Origin of the sequence: Methylomonas sp. MED-D (assembly GCF_050276835.1) — a bacterium.
In the GTDB taxonomy this organism is placed as follows: Bacteria; Pseudomonadota; Gammaproteobacteria; order Methylococcales; family Methylomonadaceae; genus Methylomonas; species Methylomonas koyamae_A.
Genome location: NZ_CP189965.1, coordinates 4,420,950 through 4,435,113, shown reverse-complemented (window position 1 = coordinate 4,435,113; position 14,164 = coordinate 4,420,950). Strand labels below are relative to the sequence as shown.

Below are 14,164 nucleotides of genomic sequence, written 5' to 3'. Positions count from 1 at the left end.
GTGCAAGGGTTACTGCGGGATTTGGCCGACAATCGGGTGGAACTGTGGCTGGAAGGCGATAAATTACGTTACCGGGCACCCAAACAAGCCATCAACGAGGCGCTGCTGGACGCGCTTAAAAGCCATAAACAAGCTTTAATCGAGCATTTTCAAGCCTTGCGGCGGGAGCCCTTTGTCTTGACTTACGGGCAACGGGCTTTGTGGTTTCTGCACCAAACGGCGCCGGATAGCGCGGCTTATAACGTGGCTTTCTCGGCCAGGATATTGTCAGTGGTCGACATCGAGTGCTTCCAGCAAGCCTTGCGCTATTTGGCGGAGCGCCATCCTGCGCTACGTTTACGTTTTCAAGCGCAAGACGGCGAGCCGCGCCAGTTCATCGATCCTGGCGCAAGCATCGATTTTCAACACATCGATGCGTCCGGCTGGGACGAGCAAACCTTAAGCGATCAGGTGGTCGGACATTACGCCGCGCCATTCGATTTGAACGGTTCGCGATCGTTGTTCAGGGTAGGTTTATTTCAATGCGCGCCCCGGCAATCGGTGTTATTGCTGGTTTTTCACCATATTATCGGCGACGGCTGGTCGCTGTGGCTGTTGCTCGACGAACTCGCTCAGGTGTATTCGGCCTTAGTGGCCGGGCGTGAGCCTGATTTGCCGAGGTTATCGCTTTCTTATCGTCAATATGCCGAAACACAGGTGGCCGAGGTTGATTCAGGAACGTTGGAAGCGGATTGGCGGTATTGGCGCGATAAATTCGTGCAAGCCCCACCGTTATTAAACCTGCCCACCAAGCGGCCTTTTCCGGCGCGGCGGAATTACCGCGGCGCCTCGTATCCTTTACGTATCGATAGCCGGACAGTCTCCGCCTTGCGGGCGCTAGCCGTCGAGCTGGATGTTACCTTATACGTGTTATTGCTCGCGGCTTATCAGTTATTGCTACACCGCTGCGGCGGTCAGCAACGGCTTTGTGTCGGTACGCCGCTGGCCGGTCGGGATGACGATCGTTATGCCGGCGTCGTGGGGTATTTCGTCAATCCCTTGCCGCTGTTATCGGAATTAACCGCCGGGCAAACGGTCGCCGATTTCGTTCGCGCCTGTCGTCGGGAAGTATTGTCGGCCATGGCGCATCAGGCTTTCCCGTTAGCTTTGATTATCGAGCGGCTGGCGCTGTCCCGCGATACCAGCCGTCCGCCGTTGTTTCAGGCCGCTTTCGTGTTCCAGCAATTGCAAAAAGCCCAGCTACTGCTCGATGCCAGCGGCAGCGGTCGAACTGCCGGGCAAACCGTGGACTGGGGTGGTTTGGCGTTGGCGCCCTATGCCTTGTTTCAACAGGAAGGGCAGTTCGATCTGTCGTTGGAGTTGATGGAAGCGGGCGGCGACTTAGTCGGTTCGCTTAAATTCAATAGCGAGGTACTGGATGCCGACGATGCCCAAAGACTCGCCGATTATTATCAAACCGTTTTACAGTCCTTTCCGGAGTTTCAAGACAAACCGGCGGTCTTGCTGCCGCTGCTGAACGCCGATTATCGACGCCAGCTATTGGCAGACTGGAACGCCACCGACTACGCGTACCCTGAGGCCTTGATACCGGAATTGTTAAGCCGTCAGGCGCAACGGACGCCGGCGGCGGTGGCGTTGGTGTTCGAACAACGCCAATTGACCTACGACGAACTGGAACGGCGCAGCAACCAATTGGCGCATTATCTAATCTCGCAAGGCGTCGGCGCCGAAAGCTTGGTGGCAGTGTGCCTGGAGCGCAGCCTGGAGTTGGTGGTCAGCCTGCATGCGATCGTCAAGGCCGGCGCGGCTTATGTGCCGCTAGACCCCGACTACCCGCAAGAACGCTTGGACTATATGATCGCCAATGCCGGTGCCGGCTGGTGTCTGACCCAGCAGGCCTTGGCCGCCAAGCTGCAAGATTATCCCGGCCAAGTGCTGATCATCGAAGCCTTGCAAACCGAGCTGGCCCGGCAACCGGCCGGCGCGCCGGCCCTTGAATGCCATCCGCAACAGCTCGCCTATCTGATTTACACCTCGGGCTCCACCGGCCAACCGAAAGGCGTGGCCAACCACCATCAAGCGCTGGCCAACCGGCTCAACTGGATGCAGCGCCGTTACGCATTGAGCGGCCAAAACAGCGTCTTGCAAAAAACCCCGTACAGCTTCGACGTCTCGGTCTGGGAATTTTTCTGGCCGTTGATCGCCGGCGCCCGTTTGGTCATCGCCAAACCGGGCGGACATAAAGACAGCGATTACCTGGCCAAACTGATCCAAGCCCAGCACATCGACACCCTGCACTTCGTGCCGTCCATGCTGCAAGCCTTCATCGACGACCCCGAAGCGGCACACTGCAACAGCTTACGGCGCATCATCTGCAGCGGCGAAGCCTTACCGTTGAGCCTGCAACAACAGGTTTACGGCAAATTGACATCGGCGCGTCTCTACAATCTCTACGGCCCGACCGAAGCGGCGATCGACGTCAGCGAATGGGCTTGCGACGCAGCCGACACCGCCAGCCCCATCGTCGCGATCGGCAAACCGATCGACAACCTACGTTTATACATCCTCGACGGCCAATTGCAGCCGGTGCCGATCGGCGTGTCCGGCGAACTGTACATCGCCGGCATCGGCTTGGCGCGCGGCTACCAGCAAAAGCCGCAGCTGACCGCGGAACGCTTCGTACCCAATTCGTTCGGTCAAGGCGAACGTATGTACCGGACCGGCGACCTATGCCGCTACCGGGCCGACGGCGTCATCGAATACCAAGGCCGGGAAGACGGCCAAATCAAGCTCAGAGGCTTTCGGATCGAGTTGGGCGAAATCGAAGCGGTCTTAAAACAACATCCGGCCGTGCAAAACTGCGTATTGACGGCTAAATCGTTTCGCGGCGAAAAAGCCTTGCTGGCCTATCTGACCTTGCGGGACGGCGTCGACAATACGCCGGCCTTGATTAAGCCGATACGCGAGTTCATGCAAGGCTTTTTGCCCGATTACATGCTGCCGGCTGCATTTATGGTGCTGCCCGAGCTGCCTTTATCGGCTAACGGCAAAGTCGATCGCAAAGCCTTGCCGGCTATGGACGTAGTAAGTCAGGATGAAGACCTTAGCGCCCCGGAAAACGACTTGCAGCGGCAAATAGCAGATATTTGGCAGCAATTACTGCAACACCGCGAGTTCGGCATTCACAGCAATTTTTTCTATGTCGGCGGCCATTCGCTGCTGGCGTTACGCTTGATCGCCAAATTGGCGGCGGTTTTTCACATCAAACTCAGCATAGAAGATGTTTTCAACCATCCCAGTATTCAAGGCTTAAGCGAGCTTTTGCTGGACGGCGATCGGCAGCGGCTGGCTTGGCCGGCGATATCGCCGCAAGACCGGGCGGATGCGCCCTTATCGTTCTCACAAGAACGCTTATGGTTCGTCAATAGTCTGGAAAATGCCGGTGGCGTTTACCATATTCCGCTGGCTTTTCATGTCTATGGGGACTTAAACCGCGAGGCCTTACAAGGTGCCTTGCAAGCCTTGGTGAATAGGCATCAGGCCTTGCGCAGCAAGATTTTCGGCGAAGGATCTGGCTTGCGGCAACAGGTGTTACCGCCCGCTCCATTGGAATTAGTGCGCTACAGCGAATTGGAGGTCGCCGCCCAAGGGCTGGAAACCATCCTGCGCCGGGAGGTCAATAGCGGTTTGAATCCGGCCGCCGGGCAAGTCTTCAAAGCATGTTTATTGGAAATCGCCCCTCGGCACCATTTGCTGTTGCTGGTCATGCACCATATCGTGGCCGACGGTTGGTCGGTTAAGGTCTTGCTGCACGACGTATCGCTTTTGTATCGCCAATGCCTGACGGGCGCCGCCGCCGAATTGCCGGATTTGCCGGTGCAATACGGCGATTACTGCCGTTGGCAAAGGATGCTGGCCGAACAAGGTTGGTTTAAGGCGGCTAAGGATTATTGGTTGACGGCTTTAGGCGATGCGCCGACGACCTTGGCATTGAATTACGACCACAGCCGGCCGCTGCTGCCAACTTTCCGCGGCGCGATGCAATTTCACGCGATTCCGGCGTCCATTCGGGCCGCGTTGCACGCGCAAGCGCAACAGCAGGGGGCAACCGACTTCATGTTGCTGCTGGCGGCATTTGCGGCAGTCTTATACCGCTATAGCGGGCAGTCGGATTTCATGATCGGCACGCCGGTGGCGAACCGGGATCGACAGGACGTGCAGGATGTGGTCGGTTTATTCGTCAATACCTTGTTGATGAGGATCAAGCTCGACGGTCAGCAGTCTTTCGAACAATTGCTGGATCAGGTCAAGGCGACCGCGTTATCGGCTTACGAATATCAATATTATCCCTTCGAAGGTTTGGTCGACGCCTTACAGCCGGAGCGGAATTTGGCGGTTTCGCCGTTATTCCAGGTGATGTTCGTGTATCAAAGCCAAGGGCAGCAAGCTTTTTCGTTGCCGGATTTGGACGTCCAGCCTATGGTTTTGCCCAGCACCACGGCGAAATGCGATTTGACGTTATATGCGACCGAAGAAGACCAGCATTGGTCGCTGGCGATGGAATACAGCAGCGATTTGTTCGAGCAAGCCAGTATCACGGCCTTGCTGTCGGCGCTGGCTAATGCGTTGGAAAAATTGGCCGAGAACCCGCGTTTGCCGTTGGCGCGCATACCGCTGTTGACTCAAGCGCAACTGACGCAGGTTGTGGAGGATTGGAACGCCACCGACTACGCGTACCCTGAGGCCTTGATACCGGAATTGTTAAGCCGTCAGGCGCAACGGACGCCGGCGGCGGTGGCGTTGGTGTTCGAACAACGCCAATTGACCTACGACGAACTGGAACGGCGCAGCAACCAATTGGCGCATTATCTAATCTCGCAAGGCGTCGGCGCCGAAAGCTTGGTGGCAGTGTGCCTGGAGCGCAGCCTGGAGTTGGTGGTCAGCCTGCATGCGATCGTCAAGGCCGGCGCGGCTTATGTGCCGCTAGACCCCGACTACCCGCAAGAACGCTTGGACTATATGATCGCCAATGCCGGTGCCGGCTGGTGTCTGACCCAGCAGGCCTTGGCCGCCAAGCTGCAAGATTATCCCGGCCAAGTGCTGGTCATCGAAGCCTTGCAAACCGAGCTGGCCCGGCAACCGGCCGGCGCGCCGGCCCTTGAATGCCATCCGCAACAGCTCGCCTACCTGATTTACACCTCGGGCTCCACCGGCCAACCGAAAGGCGTGGCCAACCACCATCAAGCGCTGGCTAACCGACTCAACTGGATGCAGCGGCGTTATCCATTGAGCGAACAAGACCGGGTCTTGCAAAAAACCCCGTACAGCTTCGACGTCTCGGTCTGGGAATTTTTCTGGCCGTTGATCGCCGGCGCCCGTTTGGTCATCGCCAAGCCGGGTGGACATAAAGACAGCGATTACCTGGCCAAACTGATCCAGGCCCAGCACATCGACACCCTGCACTTCGTGCCGTCCATGCTGCAAGCCTTCATCGACGACCCCGAAGCGGCGCACTGCGGCAGCTTAAGGCGCATCATCTGCAGCGGCGAAGCCTTACCGTTGAGCCTGCAACAACAGGTTTACGGCAAATTGACATCGGCGCGTCTCTACAATCTCTACGGCCCGACCGAAGCGGCGATCGACGTCAGCGAATGGGCTTGCGACGCAGCCGACACCGCCAGCCCCATCGTCGCGATCGGCAAACCGATCGACAACCTACGTTTATACATCCTCGACGGCCAATTGCAGCCGGTGCCGATCGGCGTGTCCGGCGAACTGTACATCGCCGGCATCGGCTTGGCGCGCGGCTACCAGCAAAAGCCGCAGCTGACCGCGGAACGCTTCGTACCCAATCCGTTCGGTCAAGGCGAAAGGCTGTACCGGACCGGCGACATATGCCGCTACCGGGCCGACGGCGTCATCGAATACCAAGGCCGGGAAGACGGCCAAATCAAGCTCAGAGGCTTTCGGATCGAGTTGGGCGAAATCGAAAGCGTGCTCAAACAGCATGCCGAGATTCAAGAGGCGGCGGTCAAGGTTTGGAGCCAAGGGCAAAGTAAGCGCCTGGTGGCCTATGTGGTGAGCCACGCGGCGGACCTCGATCAGGTCGTCAAGCAGCAATTGCAGCAACTGCCCGAGTACATGCGGCCGAGCCAAACTGTCAGGCTAGAGCAATTGCCGTTGACCGCTAGTGGCAAACTGGACCGCAAAGCGCTGAAAGAACCGGACATTCAAGCCCAACAGCCCTACCGGGAAGCGCGCAATGCCGTGGAACAACGCTTGGTGGGTATCTGGCGGGAAGTCTTGAACCAGGACCGCATCGGCATCGACGACAACTATTTCGAATTGGGCGGCGATTCTATTTTAAGCATTCAGATCGTGGCCAGAGCCAGAGAGGCGGGCCTTGAGTTGCGCGTCGAGGATTTGTTCCTCGGCCAGACCATAGCCGAATTGGCCGGCTTGGCTAAACAAGCCGAACAATCGGTGCTCGCCGCCGATGGCGATAACCAATGCCTGCCCTTGTCGCCGACTCAGGAAGGCATGCTGTTTCATGCCTTGTACGATGACGACAAAGGCGTTTACTGCCAACAGGTGGTTTTGACGTTCGAGGGCGATCTGCAAGCCGATTTGTTTAAACAAGCTTGGTGGGCGGTTTTCCTGCGCCACGATGCTTTAAGAAGGGTGTTTATTTGGCAACAAAGCGGCGGCAAGCCTTATCAGCAATTGATCGAAACCGGGTTTTGCTCGTGGCAGGTACTGGACTGGAGCTACATGGCGGCCGACGAACAGCGGCAACGGCAGGCGTTATTGCAGCAGCAACAAGCCGGGCAAGGCTTCGACGTCAGCCGTGGCCCGTTGTCGCATTTGAGCTTAATTAAACTGGGCGAGCAGCGATATTGTTTACTCTGGAGTTACCATCATTTATTGATGGATGGCTGGTCCTTGCCTTTGGTTTTGCAGGACGTTGCCAAGCAGTATCAAGCGTTGGTGCAGGGACAGGCCTACCAGGCAAAACCGCTCAGGCCGTTTGCCGATTATCTGCATTGGCTGGCACAGCAAGACCCGCAGCCGGCCATGCAATATTGGCAACAACAGTTGGCGGCGATTCAGGGCGCGACCGTGCTGCCTTGCGTCGAGCCGAAAACCTCTGCCGGTTATGCCGACGCGGCGACGGTTTGGGAGGCGGAATTAAGCCGCCGCATCGGCGCTTTCGTTAAACAGGAGCGCACCACGCTGGCGGTGTTGTTGCAGGCGGCCTGGGCCTTGATCCTGAGCCGGTACAGTTCGGAGCAAAACGTCGTGTTCGGAATGACAGTTTCCGGCCGGCCGCCGCAATTGCCGGGGATTGAGTCTGTCGTAGGCTTGTTCATCAATACGATTCCGGTCGCGGCCCATATCGATAACCGGCAATCGGCCTGTGATTGGCTGCAAGCGCTGACCGCCGAACAGTTCAAGCGCGATGCCCACGCTTATTTGCCGTTGAGCAAGATCATGGAATGCAGCGGCCGCCATGCGGCCGGCCAGTCTTTGTTTCAAAGTTTGTTGGTGTTGGAAAATTATCCGTTGGACGCCGGCTTGCTGAATGACGAACAGGCGGGTTTGAAAATCGTTGCCGCGCAGTTCAAGGAACAAACCAATTATCCGCTGACGCTGGTCGTCGTGCCGGGCGAGCAATTGCAAATCAAGGCCATGTACCAAGCCGAGGTTTTTGCCGCCGCTACCGTCAACAGGCTGTTGGCGCATTTTAAATCGGCGTTGAATTTCCTGTTGTCGGCCGGCGCTAAACCCTTGGCCGAGTTTGCCTTGCTTGAGGCCCAAGAACGAAAGCGTTGTCTCGAAGACTGGAACGCCACCGACTACGCGTACCCTGAGGCCTTGATACCGGAATTGTTAAGCCGTCAGGCGCAACGGACGCCGGCGGCGGTGGCGTTGGTGTTCGAACAACGCCAATTGACCTACGACGAACTGGAACGGCGCAGCAACCAATTGGCGCATTATCTAATCTCGCAAGGCGTCGGCGCCGAAAGCTTGGTGGCAGTGTGCCTGGAGCGCAGCCTGGAGTTGGTGGTCAGCCTGCATGCGATCGTCAAGGCCGGCGCGGCTTATGTGCCGCTAGACCCCGACTACCCGCAAGAACGCTTGGACTATATGATCGCCAATGCCGGTGCCGGCTGGTGTCTGACCCAGCAGGCCTTGGCCGCCAAGCTGCAAGATTATCCCGGCCAAGTGCTGGTCATCGAAGCCTTGCAAACCGAGCTGGCCCGGCAACCGGCCGGCGCGCCGGCCCTTGAATGCCATCCGCAACAGCTCGCCTACCTGATTTACACCTCGGGCTCCACCGGCCAACCGAAAGGCGTGGCCAACCACCATCAAGCGCTGGCTAACCGACTCAACTGGATGCAGCGGCGTTATCCATTGAGCGAACAAGACCGGGTCTTGCAAAAAACCCCGTACAGCTTCGACGTCTCGGTCTGGGAATTTTTCTGGCCGTTGATCGCCGGCGCCCGTTTGGTCATCGCCAAGCCGGGTGGACATAAAGACAGCGATTACCTGGCCAAACTGATCCAGGCCCAGCACATCGACACCCTGCACTTCGTGCCGTCCATGCTGCAAGCCTTCATCGACGACCCCGAAGCGGCGCACTGCGGCAGCTTAAGGCGCATCATCTGCAGCGGCGAAGCCTTACCGTTGAGCCTGCAACAACAGGTTTACGGCAAATTGACATCGGCGCGTCTCTACAATCTCTACGGCCCGACCGAAGCGGCGATCGACGTCAGCGAATGGGCTTGCGACGCAGCCGACACCGCCAGCCCCATCGTCGCGATCGGCAAACCGATCGACAACCTACGTTTATACATCCTCGACGGCCAATTGCAGCCGGTGCCGATCGGCGTGTCCGGCGAACTGTACATCGCCGGCATCGGCTTGGCGCGCGGCTACCAGCAAAAGCCGCAGCTGACCGCGGAACGCTTCGTACCCAATCCGTTCGGTCAAGGCGAAAGGCTGTACCGGACCGGCGACATATGCCGCTACCGGGCCGACGGCGTCATCGAATACCAAGGCCGGGAAGACGGCCAAATCAAGCTCAGAGGCTTTCGGATCGAGTTGGGCGAAATCGAAAGCGTGCTCAAACAGCATGCCGAGATTCAAGAGGCGGCGGTCAAGGTTTGGAGCCAAGGGCAAAGTAAGCGCCTGGTGGCCTATGTGGTGAGCCACGCGGCGGACCTCGATCAGGTCGTCAAGCAGCAATTGCAGCAACTGCCCGAGTACATGCGGCCGAGCCAAACTGTCAGGCTAGAGCAATTGCCGTTGACCGCTAGTGGCAAACTGGACCGCAAAGCGCTGAAAGAACCGGACATTCAAGCCCAACAGCCCTACCGGGAAGCGCGCAATGCCGTGGAACAACGCTTGGTGGGTATCTGGCGGGAAGTCTTGAACCAGGACCGCATCGGCATCGACGACAACTATTTCGAATTGGGCGGCGATTCTATTTTAAGCATTCAGATCGTGGCTAAGGCAAGACAAGCCGGGATCCGGCTGGATTTGAAGCAGTTGTTTTCCGCCCAGACGATTGCCGTTCTCGCCGAATCGGCCGAGGCGGCCGAAAAATCCAGCGCCGAGCAAGGACGGGTTACGGGGACTGTCATACCTACTCCGATAGTGCATTACTTTTTCGAGACGGTGACCAAGGACGTTCAGCATTTCAATCAGTCAGTGCTGTTGGAAGTGCCGTCGGATATCGACGTTGCCGCATTGCGGAAGAGCTTGGCGGCGGTGCTCGATCATCACGATGTCCTCAGACTGCAAGTCAGGTCGCCGGTCGAGCTTTATATCCCACCCGATGGTGAGATAGAGCAGGTGCTTCAGTTGAAAACCTTCCGCGATGCCGAGGATTTGGCCGAGCAGGCCGAAGCCGTCCAAGCTTCGCTGCAATGGCTCAATGCGCCGTTGCTAAAGGTCGTGTTGTTCCAAGCGAAGGGGCAAGACCGAAATAGCCGTTTGTTTTTGGTGTTGCATCACTTGTTGGTGGATGGCGTCTCTTGGCGGATTTTGTTGGAAGATTTACAGCTGGCTTATCAGGCGGCAAGCGCGGGACAAGTCCCGAATTTGCCGAAAAAAACCAGTGCCTTTCCCGCTTGGGCCGAGCGCTTGCGGCAATGGTCCAATACCTTGCCCGACCAAGCCTATTGGCTGCGCTATTGTGAGTATGGCTTTGCCCGCTTGCCCTTGGACCATGCGGCCGGCAACAAGATAACCTTGGCCGATACCGTCGTCGAGTCCTTGCAACTCGACCATGAGATCACTCAAGCCTTGATGCTGGCGCCGAGAGCTTTACAAGCCAGCGTCGAAGAAGTGTTGCTGGCGGCGCTGCTGGAAAGCTTGTGGCAACGCTTGGGCAAAACTACGCTAGTCATCGAACTCGAAGGTCATGGCCGGGAAAATGTGTTCGAGGATTTGGACGTTTCCAGGAGCGTTGGCTGGTTTACCTCGCTGTTTCCGTTAGCGGTCGAGGCAAACCTAGCAACGGCCTTGGCCGCTGTCAAAGCGGCCATGCGCGCTTTGCCTCATCGGGGCTTGAGTTACGGTGTTTTGCGTTATTTGAGCGCCGACGCGACTCTGCGAAGGAAACTGGAGGATGCGGAACAACGGGCTACCGGTATTCGCTTCAATTACTTAGGGCGTTTCGAGAAGGCTAAACAGGCTTCGGTATTCATCGCCCAGGCGCAAGAACGACGCGGCGACGAGCGCTCCGGCCGGCAGGATTTTGGCTTGTTGATGGATTTTAATGGCGCCGTACATCAAGATTGTCTAAGGCTGGAGTTGCGTTACAGCCCGTTACAGTTCGATCGTTCGACCGTTTTGCAATTGCTCGCCGATTTTAAACGCCATTTGAGTGGCCTTTTGTCCCAGGCACCCGTCGAATCCGGCTTCGAGTTGGCAATGCCGGACGAGCAAAGGCTGAGCGACATGAGGCGGCGCGGCGGCGTGCGGGATGTTTATCCGCTCGCGCCGTTACAGCAAGGCTTGCTGTTTCACAGCGTGTTCGACAGCCAATCCGGCAGCTACTTGCAACAAGTCAGTTGGCGTTTCAGCGGTGAGCTGCAAGTCGATTCCTGGCGGCGAGCTTGGCGGGAATTGATCCGGCGGCACTCGATTTTAAGGACGGGCTTCGATTGGCCGGGCGCGCGGCAGCCACTGCAAGTGGTGTTTGATGACGTGCCGTTCGTGTGGCGGGACCTCGATTACAGCAAAAAGTCGCCGGCGGAACGGCAGCAATTATCGGCAAGCTTTTTACGCCAAGACAGGCAAACGCCGTTCGATGTTAAAGCCCAGCCGTTATTGCGCTTTGCCCTATTGCGTTTGAGTGCCACGGAATCGGTGTTTGTTTGCAGCTATCATCATATTTTGCTGGACGGCTGGAGTTTGCCGAAACTGATCGAGGACGCCTTCGGTCTTTATGCCGCTTACGTAAGCGGCCGGCAACCGTGTTTGCCGGATAGAAGGCCTTTTCGCGACTATATTGCTTGGTTGCTCGAACAGGATAGCCGCACGATGGAGGCTTATTGGCGGCGGCAACTCGATGGATTTAGCGACGTTAACAAACTGGCGATCGATAGCGGTGGCGACAGCCATAGCCGGCAGGCGGAGTTTGCTCAAGCGCAAGCGGTTTTGGATCGTAAGACGACAGCCGCTTTGCAACAGTTTGCTCAGCAACAACGGGTGACGGTCAACATTGTGTTGCAGGCGGCTTGGGTCGTGTTGCTGAGCCGGTATTGCGGCAGCCGCGACATTCTGTTCGGTTTGACGGTTTCCGGCCGGCCGGCCGAGTTGGAGCGGGTCGGCGACATGCTGGGTCTGTTTATCAACACCGTGCCGGTACGCGCGAAGTTGGCATCGGGGCAAACCGTGGAACAACTGTTGCGACAATTGATGGACGACGGCATGGAGCGTGAGCCTTTTACTTATTTGCAACTGGCCGAAATGCAAGGCTGGAGTCAAGTGCCGGCGGGTCAGGCATTGTTTGACACGCTGTTCATCTTCGAAAACTATCCGATAGACGAAGCGCTGAGCCAGTCCTCATCGATCTTGCAGCTGAACGATTTTCAAGTTTACGAGCAAACCGACTTGCCGTTGACGCTGCTGGTGACGCCGGGCCGGGAATTGAGCTTGAAAATTTCCTATCAACGGCAACGCTTCGACGCCGACGCTATTCAAGGTGTGTTACGGCATTTGCAAGGCATCCTGACGCGGATGTTAAGCGCACCTGGCGCTTTGCTGTCGGGGATAGGCTTGTTGTCGCAAGCGGCGCAGCAAGATTTGGTGCAGCTTGACCGGCGGGCGGTCGCCAGCCATTGTCTGCCGGGACTGTGTTTGCATAGTCTGATCGAGCGGCAGGCGGGGCAGTCCGCCAATAAAACCGCCGTGACATTCGGCGAGCAATCGCTGAGCTATGCCGAGTTGGAACAGCGGGCCGAGCGCATGGCCGGGCAGTTGCAGGCGTTGGGTATCGGCGTCGAAAGCGTCGTCGCGATCTGCATGCCGCGTTGCATCGAAATGATCGTGGCGTTGCTGGCGGTATTGAAAACCGGTGCCGCGTATTTGCCGCTGGATTTGAATTTGCCGGTCAAGCGTTTGCACTATATGGTCGAAGATTCGGGGGCGGCGTTGGTGCTGGTGTATGGTTCGACCGCGCCGGCGTTTCCGGTCGCCACATGCGATGTCGCCCGGCTATCGGCCGACGCCGCCGAAACGCGGTGCGAGCAAGTCAAGGTCAGGCCCGATAATCTGGCTTACGTGATTTACACGTCCGGCTCGACCGGCAAGCCGAAAGCCGTTCAAATCAGTCATAAAAATATCGTTAATTTCATGCTGACCATGGCGGAACGGCCCGGCATCGTTGCCGACGACCGCTTGTTGGCGGTGACGACCTTGGCGTTCGACATTGCCGCGTTGGAGTTGTATTTGCCGCTGACGGTGGGTGCCACCGTGGTATTGGCCGATAGCCTGCAAAGCGCTGACGGCCACGTCTTACAGGCTTTATTGCAAGAGCACGATATTACGTTGATGCAGGCGACGCCCGCCAGTTGGCGCCTGTTGCTCGCTTCCGGTTGGCAAGGCAGGCCCGGTTTTAAAGTGTTGTGCGGCGGCGAAGCCTTGCCGTTAAATTTGGCCGACCAGCTTAGGCAGCGAGCTGGCGAAGTGTGGAATGTCTACGGTCCGACCGAGACCACGGTTTGGTCTAGCCGTTGCCTGGTAACGGGCGACGGCAAGATCAAACTAGGCGAGCCTTTGGCCAACACCCGGTTGTACGTGGTCGATGAAGACTTGAATCTGCTGCCGCCGGGGTTTCCCGGCGAGTTGATGATAGCCGGGGAGGGCGTGGCCAGGGGGTATCGGCATCGCGCCGGTTTGACGGCCGAGCGCTTCATCCCCGATCCTTTTTCGGCCGCCGGCGAACGCATGTACCGCACCGGAGATCAGGTCGTTCGCCATCTTGACGGCAGCATCGAATACTTGGGACGGCTCGATTTTCAAGCCAAAATCCGCGGTTATCGGATAGAGCTGGGCGAGATCGAAGCCCGGCTGGAAGATAGAGCCGATATCGAGCAAGCGGTGGCCGTCATCAATCAAACGCAGGCGGACAACCAGCAATTGCTGGTTTACTATCGCGGCAAGCTTTCGTCGGCCCGCGAGCTGCGCGATTACTTGGCGGAGTATTTGCCCGCCTATATGCTGCCTAGCGAATTTATTCATTTGGAAACGTTTGCGTTGACCCATTCCGGAAAAGTCGACCGCAAAGCCTTGCCCAAACCTCAACGTAGCGACGGTCCCAAACCCGTTGCCGGTCAGCCAAAAACCCAAACTCAAAAACAACTGTTGGCCATCTGGCGGCAGGTATTGCAGCGCGACGATTTCGGCACCGAAGAGAGTTTCTTCGATTTGGGCGGCCATTCGTTATTGTTGATGCAAGTCTGGAACGCGCTGCAACCACAGTATCCCGCCTTACAAACCGTTGATTTATTCCGCTATCCGACGATAGCCAAATTGGCGGCTTTTCTGGATGACAGCGGCGCGGATGCCTCCGCCGCCGTTGCCAAAGCCGAACTTAAAGCGTCGAGGCAAAAAACCGTCCGGCGTAAAAATCTAATCAACAGCTAAGCGC

Annotated in this window: 1 protein-coding gene; it reads left to right on the top strand. The window is 57.5% G+C overall.

The window, feature by feature from the left end; all coding sequences use genetic code 11:
- The gene (locus tag ACQE3E_RS19735) at positions 1-14,160 is read left to right on the top strand and encodes an amino acid adenylation domain-containing protein (RefSeq protein ID WP_427500986.1); all 14,160 of its coding nucleotides are present in this window, start codon (positions 1-3) and stop codon (positions 14,158-14,160) included.
- The last annotated feature ends 4 nt before the right edge of the window (positions 14,161-14,164 follow it).